At 67.8% G+C, this 14,437-nt stretch carries 14 protein-coding genes and 2 tRNA genes; 12 read left to right on the top strand and 4 right to left on the bottom strand.

Annotation, left to right across the window (positions count from 1 at the left end; all coding sequences use genetic code 11):
• Window positions 1–4 precede the first annotated feature (4 nt).
• The 6 genes from ABD908_RS07990 to ABD908_RS07965 all read left to right on the top strand — a co-directional run bounded on the left by ABD908_RS07990 (window position 5) and on the right by ABD908_RS07965 (window position 5,843).
• The gene (locus ABD908_RS07990) at window positions 5–1,360 is read left to right on the top strand and encodes an MFS transporter (RefSeq protein WP_344993416.1); all 1,356 of its coding nucleotides are present in this window, start codon (window positions 5–7) and stop codon (window positions 1,358–1,360) included.
• 86 nt (window positions 1,361–1,446) lie between these two features.
• Entirely contained in the window at window positions 1,447–2,733 is a 1,287-nt protein-coding gene (locus tag ABD908_RS07985; protein WP_344993413.1) for an MFS transporter, read from the top strand.
• Between the two features lie 44 nt (window positions 2,734–2,777).
• The gene (locus ABD908_RS07980; RefSeq protein ID WP_344993411.1) at window positions 2,778–4,100 is read left to right on the top strand and encodes an amidohydrolase family protein; all 1,323 of its coding nucleotides are present in this window, start codon (window positions 2,778–2,780) and stop codon (window positions 4,098–4,100) included.
• 44 nt (window positions 4,101–4,144) lie between these two features.
• Window positions 4,145–4,540 (top strand): allophanate hydrolase-related protein, encoded by a 396-nt coding sequence (locus ABD908_RS07975; RefSeq protein ID WP_344993408.1) that lies wholly within the window; start codon window positions 4,145–4,147, stop codon window positions 4,538–4,540.
• A 137-nt stretch (window positions 4,541–4,677) separates the two neighbouring features.
• Entirely contained in the window at window positions 4,678–5,226 is a 549-nt protein-coding gene (locus ABD908_RS07970; RefSeq protein WP_344993406.1) for a hypothetical protein, read from the top strand.
• Window positions 5,130–5,843 (top strand): site-specific integrase, encoded by a 714-nt coding sequence (locus tag ABD908_RS07965; protein WP_344993403.1) that lies wholly within the window; start codon window positions 5,130–5,132, stop codon window positions 5,841–5,843. The genes ABD908_RS07970 and ABD908_RS07965 overlap by 97 nt, the downstream gene beginning before the upstream one ends.
• On the opposite strand, the gene ABD908_RS07960 is transcribed toward ABD908_RS07965, so the two are convergent.
• Window positions 5,782–6,657, bottom strand: a complete 876-nt coding sequence (locus tag ABD908_RS07960; protein WP_344993400.1) for a hypothetical protein — start codon at window positions 6,655–6,657, stop codon at window positions 5,782–5,784. The genes ABD908_RS07965 and ABD908_RS07960 overlap by 62 nt on opposite strands.
• Before the next feature lie 155 nt (window positions 6,658–6,812).
• A tRNA-Arg gene (locus tag ABD908_RS07955) sits at window positions 6,813–6,886 on the bottom strand.
• A 258-nt stretch (window positions 6,887–7,144) separates the two neighbouring features.
• Here ABD908_RS07955 and ABD908_RS07950 point away from each other — a divergent pair.
• The 4 genes from ABD908_RS07950 (at window position 7,145) to cmrA (ending at window position 11,944) form a co-directional block, all read left to right on the top strand.
• Window positions 7,145–8,419 carry an oxygenase MpaB family protein gene (locus tag ABD908_RS07950; RefSeq protein WP_344993397.1) on the top strand — a complete coding sequence of 425 codons (1,275 nt, stop codon included), beginning with the start codon at window positions 7,145–7,147 and terminating at the stop codon, window positions 8,417–8,419.
• Window positions 8,420–8,492: 73 nt separating this feature from the next.
• On the top strand, window positions 8,493–9,041 hold the full coding sequence (locus ABD908_RS07945; protein ID WP_344993394.1) for a PadR family transcriptional regulator: 549 nt from the start codon (window positions 8,493–8,495) through the stop codon (window positions 9,039–9,041).
• A 9-nt stretch (window positions 9,042–9,050) separates the two neighbouring features.
• Entirely contained in the window at window positions 9,051–11,084 is a 2,034-nt protein-coding gene (locus tag ABD908_RS07940) for an FAD-dependent oxidoreductase (protein WP_344993391.1), read from the top strand.
• 53 nt (window positions 11,085–11,137) lie between these two features.
• Complete coding sequence (gene cmrA, locus ABD908_RS07935; protein WP_344993389.1) at window positions 11,138–11,944, top strand: mycolate reductase; 807 nt, start codon at window positions 11,138–11,140, stop codon at window positions 11,942–11,944.
• A 106-nt stretch (window positions 11,945–12,050) separates the two neighbouring features.
• On the opposite strand, the gene ABD908_RS07930 is transcribed toward cmrA, so the two are convergent.
• The gene (locus ABD908_RS07930) at window positions 12,051–12,428 is read right to left on the bottom strand and encodes a hypothetical protein (protein ID WP_344993387.1); all 378 of its coding nucleotides are present in this window, start codon (window positions 12,426–12,428) and stop codon (window positions 12,051–12,053) included.
• Between the two features lie 136 nt (window positions 12,429–12,564).
• Between ABD908_RS07930 and orn the strand changes: the two genes are divergently transcribed.
• Window positions 12,565–13,164, top strand: a complete 600-nt coding sequence (orn, locus tag ABD908_RS07925) for an oligoribonuclease (protein ID WP_344993385.1) — start codon at window positions 12,565–12,567, stop codon at window positions 13,162–13,164.
• 218 nt (window positions 13,165–13,382) lie between these two features.
• Window positions 13,383–13,455: transfer RNA gene (locus tag ABD908_RS07920), tRNA-His, on the top strand.
• A gap of 67 nt (window positions 13,456–13,522) precedes the next feature.
• Here ABD908_RS07920 and ABD908_RS07915 read toward each other — a convergent pair.
• On the bottom strand, window positions 13,523–14,284 hold the full coding sequence (locus ABD908_RS07915; RefSeq protein WP_344993382.1) for an IclR family transcriptional regulator: 762 nt from the start codon (window positions 14,282–14,284) through the stop codon (window positions 13,523–13,525).
• Between the last annotated feature and the right edge of the window lie 153 nt (window positions 14,285–14,437).

Genomic DNA, 14,437 nt, shown 5'->3' with positions numbered 1-14,437 from the left:
CACAGTGCCGACAACAGACACGCCGCCCGCGATCGACCCCGCCGCCCCGCGTCCGACGCGATTCCGATGGACCATCGTCGGACTGTTCGGCGCGTACGAGCTGATCAACTACCTCGATCGGATAAATCTGTCGGTCGCCGGACCGATATTCGCAGACCACCTCAGAATCAGCCCGACGGCGCTCGGCATCGCGTTCTCCGCCTTCCTGTGGAGCTACGCATTGATGCAGATCCCATCCGGCATCCTCCTCGACAGGATAGGTGTCAGGTGGATCTGCCGGATCCTCATCCCGATCTGGGCATTGGCGTCGCTCCTCACCGCCGTAGCCAACGGGCTCGGTCTGGTCATCATCTCGCGGCTGGTGCTCGGCGTGTCGGAGGCGCCGGCCTTCCCGTCCGCGATGAAGGCGACGGCCAACTGGTTTCCGCGGGTGGAGCGCGGTATGGCCACGGCGATGTTCAGCGCACCGTCCCGCCTGTCGAACGTCATCGGTGCCCCTCTCGTCGGCCTCGCCGTGGGGGTCTGGGGATGGCGGGGGGCGTTCATCGCCACCGGCATCCTGTCCTTGGTGTTCGCGGTCGTCTTCTGGCTCACCTATCGGGAACCGGCGGACGCCCGCCGGACCGGCCGGCTGTCGCCGGAGGAATACGACTACATCACCGACGGTGGCGCGCATTCCGATGCCACACGTGGCGCCGTGGTGACCCCGGCCCTGCTGTGGTACCTCCTGCGCCAGCGCAAGGTCGTGGGGCTGTCGTTGGGGCTGGCCTGCGCCGGGTACATGTCCTGGATGCTGCTCACGTGGCTGCCCGGATTCTTCCAGAAGGAACTCGGAACCTCGGTCGCCAAGAGTGGTGTCTACACCGCCGTTCCGTGGGCGTTCGCCTTCGTGCTCGAGATGACCGTCGCCGGCTGGCTCGTCGATGCACTGATCAAGCGCGGTCTGCGGGAGACCACGGTTCGCCGGGGCGTTCTGATCGGCGGGATGCTCCTCGCGTGCACCGTGGGGCTGATGGGCGTCTCCCACAGCCTGCTCTGGTCGCTCACCTGGATCACGGTCGGCACGGTGGGCATAGCCATCTCCTTCTCCGTCAGCAACAGCATTCCCGCGCTGATCGCGCCGCCGGGCGCTGCCGCCACCGTCGGATCGATCATGAACTTCGTCAACGCGATGGCCGGAATCGCGGCCCCGATCGTCACCGGGGTACTGCTCCAGAAGACCGGCACCTTCACGATCGCCTTCCTGGTGGCGGCGGTGATCCTCGTCATCGGGGTCGTGTTGTACACCGTCGTTCTCGGGGCGATCGAGCCGGTCCCGGCACCCGTGGCGGGAGACCCCGCCGCGAAGGTCATCGAATAACCCCGCAGCCTGCATCCGCCGGTACCGGCGCCGCTGCCGGCCCGACTGCGACACCGCCGAAAACACGTCCGAGGTGGAGAACCCCAGTGGCAATAAACGATCTGACGGCGGATCTCGTGGATCCACAGCCGCATACCCTGACCAAACGGAAGACCGCGCTCTTCATAGTTCTGGTCGCGCTCGGATGGGCGAGCGACAACTTCGACAGGAAGGTGCTACCGGTCGCGCTGCCGTATATCGGCCACGACTTCAATGTCGGTGCAGCCGCGCTCGGCGCGCTGTCCAGCATATTCTTCGCCTTCTACGCGATAAGCCAGGTACCCGGCGGAGCACTCGCCGACAGGTTCGGCTCGAAGTGGCTGATGATCTCGTCGATGTTCGCGTGGTCGGTGTTCACCGGCCTGATGGGGCTCGGGAGCACCTTCTGGATGCTGATGCTCTTCCAGGCCGCCTTCGGCATCGGCCAGGGCGCGTGGCCCGGCGCGTCGATGAAGTTCGTCTCGGAGATCGCGCCCGCCCGCAGGCGCATGACGATCTACGGCGTCATCCAGTTCACAACCGCGGTCGGTTCCGCCGCGGCACCGATCGCCGCCGCAGTGGCGATCACCTGGCTGGGGTGGCGGGGGATGTTCGCTCTCTACATGGTCATCGGCGTGGTGCTCGGTGTGGTCATGTGGATCTTGATCCCCAAGTCCACCGCCGGGCTCGCCGGCGGTTCCGAGCGGGAGGTGCGAACGACACCGCGGTCCGCGGTCCGTCGCGTCCTCCACTCGTCCGTGCTCTGGAAGTGCGCCGTGATGTTCGTTGGGCTCGACCTCGTGATGAACGGCGTAACGGCCTGGGCCCCCACGTATCTGATCAAGGCACACCACGTCAGCCTCATCCACACCGGTGTGCTGGCATCCCTGCCCGGGTACTTCTCCGCGGTCGCGATGTTCATCGGCGGCGTGTTGTTCGATCGGTGGTTCCACGGACGTCATCGATGGATCATGGTGCCCTGCATGATCGTTACCACCGTGCTCCTCGTCGTCATGACGGCGTGCAACAGCGTCGGGTTGTTCATCACGTTCTACAGCGCTGCGATGTTCGCCGCCTACCTCACATTCCAGACGGTAGCGGGCCTGCCGATGCGGTACTGCGACGTCGAGATCCGAGGTGCCGCCACTGCTTTCGTCAACGTCGGCGGGGCCGTCGGAGGCTTCATCGCACCGCTCCTCGTCGGCTTCCTGATCCAGGAGTACACGTACCGCGTGGGCTTCCTGGTCCTCACGGTAGGGGCCGTGATCGCCGCCGTCGCATCGCTGCTCTGCCCGCAGAGCCCGGAGCGTCTCACGGTCGGGATGAACGGCCGTCCGGTCGCACATCAACAGTAGTAGTGTCCACGAAAGTCGAAGAGGGAGAACAGGTGCCACCGCTGATGGGAAGCGATATCCGGTACATCCGTGCGCGCAGGATCTACGCGGGAGGCGGAGCGGCGCCGCTGTCGGATGCCGCACTCGTGCTCGACGGGCCGCGCGTCGCCGGGGTCGTCCCGGCAGCTCAGGCCGCAAGCATGGGCACCGAGATAGCGCACTATCCGGACGGGACGGTGCTGCCGGGCCTGATCGACGCCCACTGTCACCTGACGCTCGCGGGCGACGGCAGGTCGTACGCCCAGATGGCGACCGACTCCGACGCGCTCATGGCGCTCATCAGCCTGCGGAACATGCAGAAGCATCTGAGCAGCGGCGTGACGACCCTGCGCGACAACGGGGGTCGCAACACGATCACGTTCGCCGTGCGCGACGCTATCGAGCGGGGCTACGTCTACGGACCGCGCCTGCTGCTGGCCGGCAGGCCGGTGACCCACACCCGGGGACACTTCCACTGGTGCAACGGCGTCGCCGACGGCGCCGAGGAGATCCGCCGCGCCGTCCGTGAGCTGGTGGCCGACGGTGCCGACCACATCAAGATCATGGCGTCGGGCGGAGGGACCGCGGGAACGCTTCCGTATCTGCCGTCGTACACGGTCGCGGAGATGGCGACCGCGGTCCAGACCGCGCACAGCCTCGGCACACCGACAACGGCGCACTGCCGGGCCAAGGCGGCGGTCGAGAACGCTGTGGACGCCGGGTTGGACTGCATCGAGCACTACGAGTTCCTGGTCCGGGACCCGACCGCGCCGTATGCGGGCGCGACCTCCGGCAGTCGCATCGACTACGACCCGCGCGTCACGCAGAAGGTGATCGACCGCGGAACGTATGTGAGTTTCACGATGCAGGCGGGCTACGGGACGCTGCTTGAGCTGCGGCACCGCGACCCCGCGCTGCTCACCGCACGGGATGTGGCCGACCGCGACGTCCTGGAACTGTACTTCGACGCGAAGATCGCACTGTTCTCCAACCTGCTCCGCGACGGCCTACTCCCCCAGATCGTGATCAGCTCGGACTCAGGTTGCGGTGCAGACGAATTCGGAAGCCTGCACCGCGGGATGGAACTTGCCGTGCAGGGCGGGATGACGACGACACAGGCGATCGATTCGGTGACGTGTATCGCAGCGAAGGCCGCACACGTCGACGATGTCGTCGGCACCCTGTCGGCGGGCAAACGCGCCGACATCGTTGTCATCAAAGGTGATCCGTTCGCGGACATCGCACAGATGAGGCACGTCGAGGCCGTCTACCGGGACGGCACCGAGGTACCCCGGGACGCCCATCAGGCGTCGTTGTTGTTCGCCGCCGCAACGGCGGCGCGGCTGTAGGTCACGTAGGCACGGACACACGACACGAAGAGGACGAAAGACCCATGGTTCATATGTTTCTCAACGGACAGGCGATGGAGGGCGGGCCGTTCCACAAGTATCTGAACGGGGCACCGCTGGTGGCGAGGACCACCACCGCCCCCGGCTACCGGTTGCGGTCGTTCGGCGACGTCTTCCCGGGGATGTGGCCGGACCCGTCGGTGTCGAGCACCATCGCCGGCGAAGTCTACGAGCTGCCGGAGGCGGTGCTGCGCGACGAACTCCTCCCGAACGAGCCACCCGAGCTCGAGCTGGGGCTGATTCGGCTCGGCGACGGCTCGGCTGCCTTCTCCATGCTGCTTCGTCCCGAACACCGGGAACACGGCGGCACACGGGAGATCACCTCCTTCGGGGGATGGCGCGCATATCTCCAGGCGATCGAGTCCGCCGACCCCGGCTGACCCGCAGCGGTTCGCAGCCGTCAGGTCGCGGCCCTACCGAACAGCAGGAGGCGCTGGCCGGATCGTCGACGGACCGGAGGACGATCTGATCGACCGGTTTTTATGCGCAGGAGTTCATCCGCTCGATCCACGGCACCGTGAAGCCTGAGAGCATTTCGAAGACCGAGGCGATCTACCACCGCTACCTCGCAGAACCTTTCGGCGGCAAGGCCACAGCGACAATCACGGCCGCGCACGTGCGAGCGTTCCGGACGGCGATGCTGTCGCCACGTCCCCGCCGCAGCTACGACACGCGATCCGGCAACCCGAAGCTGAGGATGAACGCTGACGGCACCCCGCAGATGATCACGCTCAGCCGGTCCACGACGAAGAAGGCGTACGACCTACTGCGGCGGATTCTGGACCTGGCCGTGGTCGACGGAGCGATCAAGTCGAATCCGGTGCATTCGGTGCCGCTCCCTCGCCATGCGGGCACCGCGAGGACCGCAGCGACGACGGCACGCGGCGCAGCCACGATCGCGCCCACAGACTTCAAGGCCCTGCCGCTCACGCCCGCGCAGATCGCCACCGTGGCTGAGTACATGACGAAGTGCAGCGTCAGCCGGTCTACGCCCTGGCAGTCACGTTCAGCGCCTACACCGGACTACGAGCCGGGGAACTGCGCGGGCTCGAGATCGGCGACGTGACCTTGCCACGACAGAAGGGCGCGATGGGGATGGTGTCGTTGACGCGCACCAAGACCCGCCAGGGCGGCAAGTGGCTCGTCGGCACGCCCAAGTCGGTTCGGTCGACGCGCGTGGTCCCGATAGACGGGTGGCTGGCCGACGACCTACGCACTTACCTCGCGTCGCATCCGCGCCGCCTCGATCCGTCTGCGCCGTTGTTTCCCGGCCGGATGACCCGCGCTGAAGCCAAGGCCGCAGGCGTCGCACTACACGCGCACGCTCCCGACGAAGCCGAGCGCGACGACTACGCCAACGCGATCATGGCGACCTACAAGTGGACGGAGCCGATAGAGACGGCGAACGTAGCCCGCAACTACTACTCCCCCGCCCTGGCCGCTCTGGATCTGCCGCCCGCGCGTTGGCACGACCTACGCCATTCCTTCGCTGTCCTAAGTTTATCGGCCGGCGAGCACTACATGCAGGTCAGCAAGCGGCTCGGACACGCATCATTCGTGACCACACTTAACGTCTACGCGGACTACATTTCTGAGGCCGAGGGCGGCAAGCAAGCTCCGCTCAGTCGTCCGACGGCGGTTCCTGCTCCGCAACAGACCCGGAAGGTGTCGAGTCTTCGGTAACCGACGAGTTTGTGCGTCGGGTCGACTCCTGGGGCAGAAGTTGGCCGACTACCCGCATCAGTGCTTCATGGGAATCACGCGCGCGAGCCGCGAGGTCCGCGTGGTAAGCACGAAGTTCATCTGCGTCCCCCGAGTACACCCACACCCCGGTCTTCTCATCAGAAAATGCTGACACTGATTTGTGTAGAGCCGCGACCTGGTCATTAATATCCTTGAGGCGGCGATCTAGCGAATCAGCAATATCATGTACGGTCTTCGTCTCCACCGTCATTGCAGATCGAAACTGCTCCCAGTTCAAAATTGAGGCAGACTCCAGGGGCGCCTTTCTGCCGGCACTACGGTACTCGATTGAGCCCCGGTACTCGTATTCAAGAGCTGGCAGGTTCCTCTCCCTACGGGCCTCATCAGCCCTCTCACGACGATTAATCGAATCCCACACTGTCCGCCACTCCTGACCAGGTGCCAGAAATGGAATCGCCACAGGGTAAGTTAGCGCCGCATTCTCGAATATTTTCTTTTCATCCGGAAACGGAACCCTCTCCAGGAGCTGGTCGAACGAAACGGAAACAGAGTACGCTGGCGTAGTCCCGAAATTCTTAATAACAAGATCGAAGAAACCCCAATGCCCCTTGGTGGGCTCCATATAGGCGACCACATTTGGTTGCGCCTGCTCGTCTCTCGTCCTTCGGGCTTCGCGCACCTGGAAGTACGCAAACGTCGCCGCCGCAACGGCAACGACAAGCGTCCCCCACGCTGCGATCGCGCTCCAGTCACCTGCTTGAAGCTTGAAGACGAAGTGCCATGCCCCGCTCAACCATCACCACACGGTCATATCGTGCCACGCCGACTCGGCACCTTCGGCGCCGTCAGCTAACTCCGACCCCGCTCGTTGGGTAGCACAGGGGTAGCACGGACGTGCTCGCCAGCCTGGCTAGCGGCCCGAAACGCCGCCTACCTGCGGCGATGTTGCGCCCCCGGCAGGAATCGAACCTGCGACCTAGGGATTAGAAGGCCCTTGCTCTATCCAACTGAGCTACGGAGGCGTGGTGGAACGTCCCGATACTAGTGCCGACCGCACACCGTTGCGAGACCGGTCCGGCGAACCAACCAGTCCGGAACGCCCCACCGCACCCCCACTCGACTCCTGCGAGCCCCGTCGCTCCCACCCGAGGCGACGAAACCCCGTGGCGACACCAGCCCCTCACGGCATCGACGCTCGCCTCGACGGTCTGCGCCCGCCCCTCCGCCGCTCGTCGGCGATCCGGGTGACAACATATGTTGCCAATCGGTAGGCTCCCGCGGTGACCACACCGACGCACGCGCCGCCCACCGCCTTCCGCTGGCACGAGGCCTGCGCGGCGGGGCCGCACCGTCGGATCCGGGACGCCGTACTGCGCGCCACCGGGTTCGACCTGTTCCCCTCCGACGCCGTCGCCGAGGAGTTCGCACGGTTGCGCACCGTGGGCGATCCGCTGGCGGAGCGGTTCGTCGCCGCGACCACGGACGACGCACTCGCCCCGGAGCGGACCCGCGCATTCGTCGACGCCGCTCTCGCCGACGGAGTCGAGGCCGCGATCACCGCGCTCGAGCTGGACGACGCGGCCGCGGCCGCAGCTCGCGCGCTGTTCATGGAGTTCGAGACCGCCCCCGACTGGCTCGACCCGACGCTGATCGAGGAGGGTGCCGCCGTGTGGCGGCGGTGGGGCTACGACCTCGGCGCGGTCGGCAACGCCGGCACCCTGGACACCTACACGGAGGGCTCGCTGGCCGTACCGCTCTCGCTGTCCGGCGGCTACGCCGGCGCGTCGGCGCTGCACCGGTTCCTGGAGACCAGCCGGTGGTGGATCGAGGTCAGCCGGCCGGGGGCGCTACTCACGCCGGGCTCTCGCGGCCGGGCACTGTCGCTGAAGGTCCGCGTCATGCACGTGGCGGTGCGCCGCGGCGTGCAGCGCCACCCCGAGTGGGACGCCGAGCGCTGGGGCCTGCCGATCAGCCAGGCGGAGATGCTGCTCACCCTGCTGGGCGGCAGCGTCGGCCCCGCGAGCGGGCTCTATGCGCTCGGCTACCTCACGTCGCCGCGCGAGATCCGGGCGTCGCTGCACTTCAACCGATACCTCGGACACCTGCTCGGCGCGCAGCCCGACCCGATCTACCCGACCACCATCACCGACGGCCTACGGCTGCTGTTCATGTTCGACGCGGCACGCTCGTACGACGCCGGTGAGGCTGGACGCGAGCTGATCGAGTCGTTCGTCCCCGCGTTCGCGCCGCAGCCCGGGCAGCGGTGGCGAGACCGACTGCGCGCCCGCTGGCACCTCTCGGTGCAGGCCGGGCACACCCGGCTGTTCATGCTGCCGTGGAACCGCCAGGAGTACCGCCTACCGCCGTCGGCACCCGGCGTCACCTACCTAGCGGCCCGGTTCCCGCTGGTCGCGGCCATCGAATTCGCCCGCCACCTGAGCCCGACGGTGGACCGGGCCTGGCAGCGCCAGTCGGTGGTGGGATGGGAACGGTGGCACCGCTGGGCGCTCGGCAATGAGGCCGAAGCATTCTCGGCGGGCACCCTGCGCCGCTGATACGCCGAACCAGACGTCCGAACTTCATACGCAACTTGTTGCATATCTGCGCGGGCGGCGCTACCGTCGAGCCGTGGCCTTGGAGCACGCGATCCTGGTATCGCTGAGCGAGCGATCGGGCACCGGGTACCAGCTCACCCGGCGGTTCGACCGCTCCATCGGCTACTTCTGGCGCGCCACGCACCAGCAGATCTACCGCACCCTGGCCCGGATGGCCGACCAGGGGCTCGTGACCTTCGCGGAGCAGCCCCAGGAAGGGAAACCGGACAAGAAGGTCTACTCCGTGACGGACACGGGCCGCGCCTTCCTATCGGACTGGATCGCGGCCGCCGGTACCCCTACGTACCTGCGCGACGAACTCGCCGTCAAGATCCGCGGCGCCACCCCGGGCGACCTGCCCGCCCTCGTCGACGAGATCCGTCGACACCGCGACGCGCACGCCGAGCGCGCCGAGCTCTACCGCACCATGGAGAAGCTGGACTACTCCGATCCGTCCACCCTGACGGGTCACGCCCTGCAGCAGTTCCTCGTGCTGCGCGGCGGCGTCGTCCTCGAGGAGGGGCTCGTCGGCTGGCTCGACGAGGTCCACTCGGCGCTCTCCCGAGACCTCACTCAGCCGTAAGGATTCGCGATGACCACCCCGACCAAGTACCCCCTGCTGTTCGAGCCGCTCGACCTCGGCCACACGACGCTCCGCAACCGCGTCGTGATGGGTTCGATGCACACCGGCCTCGAGGACCTGCCCTGGGACATCGACAAGCTGGCCGCATACTTCGCCGCACGCGCGAAAGGCGGTGTGGGGCTGATCATCACGGGCGGCTACTCCCCCAACATCACCGGCTGGCTGCTTCCGGCGGGCGCCAAGATGAGCTCGCCGATCGACGCGCTGCTGCACCGACGGGTCACCTCGGCGGTGCACGCGGAGGGCGGCAAGATCGCGATGCAGCTGCTGCACGCCGGCCGCTACGCCTACCATCCGCTGAGCGCGTCCGCCAGCTCGATCAAGGCCCCCATCAACCCCTTCCGCCCCCGCAAGATGACCGGTTTCGAGATCCGGAAGACGATCCGGGACTTCGGCAACGCCGCGAAGACCGCCAAGAGCGCGGGCTACGACGGTGTCGAGGTGATGGGCGGCGAGGGCTACCTGATCAATCAGTTCCTCGCCCCGCGCACCAACAAACGCGCCGACCAGTGGGGCGGCTCGGCCGACAACCGGCACCGTTTCGCGGTGGAGATCGTGAAGGAGATCCGGCGCCGCTGCGGCGACGACTTCATCGTGGTGTTCCGGCTGTCGATGGCCGACTTCGTGGACGAGGGGCAGACGCGCGACGAGATCATCTCGCTCGCACAGAAGTTGGAGGCCGCCGGCGTCTCGATCCTGAACACCGACATCGGCTGGCACGAGGCGCGGGTGCCCACCATCGTGACGTCGGTGCCGCGCGGCGCGTTCACCGCCTTCACCGCGGACGTCACCCGTGCCGTGAACATCCCCGTCTGCGCGGCCAATCGGATCAACATGCCCGAGACCGCCGAGGAGGTGCTGTATCGCGGCGACGCGCAGCTGGTGCAGATCGCCCGGCCCCTGCTCGCGGATCCGGAATGGGCGAACAAGGCGCAGAGCGAGCGCGCCGACGAGATCAACACGTGCATCGGTTGCAACCAGGCCTGCCTCGATCACGCCTTCGTGCACAAGAAGGTGTCGTGCCTCGTGAATCCCCGTGCGGGACGGGAGACCTCGCTGGTCCTCGGCCCCACGCGGGCAGCGAAGCGGGTCGCCGTCGTCGGCGCCGGTCCGGCGGGCCTGTCGGCGGCCGTGAGCGCCGCAGAGCGCGGCCACCACGTCGAGCTGTTCGAGGCCAACGACCACATCGGCGGCCAGTTCTCCTACGCCGCGAAGATTCCCGGCAAGGAGGAGTTCGCCGAGACCATCCGCTACTACACGACGATGCTCGACAAGTACGGCGTGACAACGCATCTGCGCACCGCCGCGGGCGTCGAGGATCTGCGCGGATTCGACGAGGTGGTGATCGCCACCGGCGTCGTGCCGCGCGTCCCGAGCCTGCCCGGGGTGGACCATCCCAAGGTGATCACCTACGCCCAGGCGATCAGCGGCGAGAAGCCCGTGGGCGACACCGTCGCCATCATGGGCGCCGGCGGGATCGGCTTCGACGTGGCCGAGTTCGTGACCACGGCGAAGTCGCCCACGCTGCACCTGGACGAGTGGAACGCCGAGTGGGGCGTCACCCGCGACGCCACGGTCCGTGGCTTCGTCACCAAGCCGCACCCGGCACCGTCGGCGCGCGCCAAGGTGTACATGCTGCAGCGCAAGACCACCCCCCAGGGCATCGGCCTGGGCAAGACGTCCGGCTGGGTGCATCGGGCGTCGGTGAAGATGAAGGGCGTCGAGCAGCTCAACGGGGTCAACTACGAGAGGGTGGACGACGCCGGCCTGCACATCTCGTTCGGCGAGGACCACCACGACCCCCGTGTGCTGGATGTGGAGACCGTGATCCTGTGCACCGGCCAGGAGTCGGAGCGGCGGCTCGACGAAGCGCTGCAGGCCGCGGGGGTGCCCACGCACGTCATCGGCGGGGCCGACGTGGCGGCCGAGCTGGACGCGAAGCGCGCGATCCGGCAGGGGACCGAGCTGGCCGCGGCCCTGTAGCCGCGCTCAACGGGGTGCGGGTCACTGGCACCGGGTCGGTACGATCGCTACCCATGCCCGTACCCGCACCCAACTCCTCCGCCCGCGCCGTGGTGACCGGCGGCTCGTCCGGCATCGGTGTCGCACTCGCTACCGAGCTCGCCAGGCGCGGCCACTCGGTGATCCTGGTGGCCCGGAGCACCGAGCCGATGGAGGCCCTGGCATCGAAGCTGCGCGCCGATTTCGGCGTCGAGGCCGAGGTCCGCGGCGTCGACCTCGCGGACCCGAGCGCCCGCGGCGAGCTGTGTCGCGAGCTCGCCGGCCGCGAGGTCTCGATCCTGTGCAACAACGCCGGAACGGCGACGTTCGGCAGGGTGATCGACCTGGACCCCGACTACGAGCGGGCACAGCTCGAGCTCAACGCCACCGCCGTGCACGACCTGACGCTGGCCGTGCTGCCGCAGATGGTGAAACGTGGCAACGGCGGAATCCTGACCACGGGGTCGGCGGCCGGCAACATGCCGATCCCCAACAACGCCACGTACGCGGCGTCGAAGGCGTTCGCCAACACCTTCTCCGAGTCGCTGCGCGGCGAGGTCAAGGAGCTGGGCGTACACGTGACCCTGCTCGCGCCGGGCCCGGTGCGCACCGAGCTGCCCGACCCCGCAGACCGCTCCACCGTGGAGAAGGTGGTTCCCGAGTTCCTGTGGGTGAACACCGAATACACCGCTCGGGTGTCCCTGGACGCGTTGGAGAAGAACCAGATGCGCGTCGTGCCCGGCCTGCTGTCGAAGGCGATGTCCACAGCGGGCAACTACACGCCGCGCCGGATCATCGCGCCCATCGTGGGCCAGATGTACAAGAAGCTCGCGGGCAACTGACCCGGAGGCGCACCGATCTCCGCGGGGCGTCGGTCCGGGGGGGCACTGTCACGACCGCCTCGCCGGTGTCGCGCGCGGTGAGCGCCATCGCGCGTATCGACCGTGTTCAGGTGGCGGGGACGCCGGAAGACGGCGGCTGGCGAGTCAAGACGGCGGCGAGCGTCGCGTCGATCGCCGGGAAGGCGGCAGCCGAGAGGTCGGCGGGGCGCAGGCGGCCGCCGACCACCACCGGCAGCCGGAGACCGAGCTCCCGCGCGGCCAGACCGATGGCTCCATCTCCTCCGGCCCCACCGCCACCGCTGGCCCCGTCCGCTGCGGTCTGGACGGTACGGGCGAGGTCCACGGTGGCGGTACCGGAATGGCTGGCGTCCAGCGAGGCACCGGCGCCCGTGGTGGCCGCCCACCGCAGCACCGCGTCCAACTGTTCGATCGTGGGCTGCTGCAGAGTCACTCGGAACGTGACGTCGACGTCGACGACGGGCATGTGCATCCCCTCTCGGGTCGGGCGGCATCGGTGTGTGTGCCGCCCTCTCCACTGTCCTCCCCCGGCCGCGGCCGCGCGGCATCTCGTCGCGACACTGTCGCCGATTCGTGCCGCCCGTGCCGGTTAGGGTGTGTGCGTGGACGACAAACTGGTGTGGGTGGACTGCGAGATGACGGGTCTCGATCTGGGATCGGACAGGCTCATCGAGATCGCCGCCCTGGTGACCGACAGCGACCTCGAGATCCTCGGCGAGGGCGTGGACATCGTGATCCACGCCGACGACGCCTCCCTGGCCGCAATGCTCCCGGTGGTGGTCGAGATGCACACCAAATCCGGCCTCACGGAGGAGGTCCGGACGTCGACGGTGTCGGTCCGCGACGCCGAGGAGGCCGTGCTCTCGTACCTGCGCGAGCACATCCCGACCGCGCGGACGGTGCCGCTCGCCGGCAACTCGATCGGCACCGACCGCGGCTTCATCGCGCGGGACATGCCGGAGCTGGACGGGTTCCTGCACTACCGCATGGTGGACGTCAGCTCGATCAAGGAGCTGTGCCGGCGCTGGTACCCCCGGATCTACCAGGGTCAGCCCCCGAAGGGGCTGGCGCACCGCGCCCTCGCCGACATCCGCGAGTCGATCCGGGAGCTGAAGTACTACCGGCAGACCGCATTCGTGCCCGAGCCCGGGCCGACGGCGGACGAGCTCGCCACCGTCGTCGAGAACCTCGGACCCGCGTAGTCCCGGATCTCAGATGCCGCTCGGGTCCTCCCCGATGCCCATGCCGCCTACCAGGCGGGGCGGTGTCCATCACGACGGGGCGGACGGTCCGCCATCGGCTGCGCGTTCGTCATGCTGCCACGCGATCGGCAGTGGGACACGTACCGGGCCGTCGATTCGTGTTCTGCGGCGGCCGTCGGGTAGAGTACAGACTCGGTCACGGCGTGCCGGGACCGATGGTGAGTGTAGTTCAGTTGGTAGAGCACCAGATTGTGATTCTGGCTGTCGCGGGTTCAAGTCCCGTCACTCACCCCGAGTGAAGATAGGCCGGTTGACCAGCAGAAACGCTGGTCAACCGGCCTTTTTCGGTGCCAACCGGCTACGCCTCCCGCGCGCCGATGAGCGCCTCGGACAGCGTCGCGGTCGCACGTGCGAGCGCGGGGACCACTCGGTCGGCGAAGTCGGCGTCCAGCCGGGAGAGCGGCCCCGAGACGCCCACGGCCATCGGCGTCGGAGCGCCGGGCACAGCCATGGCGAAGCCGCGGACGCCGATCTCCTGCTCTTGCTCGTCGATCGAGAAGCCCTGTGTGCGAGCCTTTTCCACCTCGGCGAACAGACCTGACAGCGAGGTGACGCTGTTCGGGGTCGCCGCCGGGAATCCGGCCTGCGTCACGAGGCGGACGATGCGGGCGTCGTCGAGCTCGGCCAGCACCGCCTTGCCGACCCCGCTGTTGTGCAGGTTCACGCGGCGTCCGACCTCATTGTTGGTACGCATGCTGTGCGGCGACGGGACCTGCGCCGCGTAGATGACCATGTCACCGTCGAGCACCGCGAGGCCGGCGGACTCTGCCAGCTCGTCGACCAGCGTGTGCAGCACGGGTCTCGCGACGGCGCCGAGCTGCCGGTTCGCCACCTCGCCGAGCCGGATCAGACGCGGCCCGAGCGCGTAGCGTCGGTTGGGCAGCTGCCGGACATAGCCGATACCGACCAGCGTGCGCAGCAGGCGGTGGATAGTAGGGGGAGGCAACGGCGTGCCGGTCGACAGCTCGCTCAGCGAACACTCGCCGCCGCCGCGCGCAATCAGCTCCAGCAGCTCGAATGCGCGCTCGACCGATTGGACACCGGGGGCGTTGGTCGACATGTGGCTCCTCTCGCTGCGGGTTCGGCTCATGCGGCAGCTGCGGCCGAGCGATGCCAGGGTACCGCGGAATCGCCCGTCGTTCCGCGATCCGGAACATCGAGCCGTTCCGACAAAAGCCTGCTCGCTTGTGCTCCGACAGCGGAGCTAATAAAC

This window comes from Tsukamurella soli, from assembly GCF_039541155.1.
Taxonomy (GTDB): domain Bacteria; phylum Actinomycetota; class Actinomycetes; order Mycobacteriales; family Mycobacteriaceae; genus Tsukamurella; species Tsukamurella soli.
The sequence above is the reverse complement of the archived record's forward strand: the minus strand, read 5'-3'. Positions and strand labels throughout refer to the sequence as shown.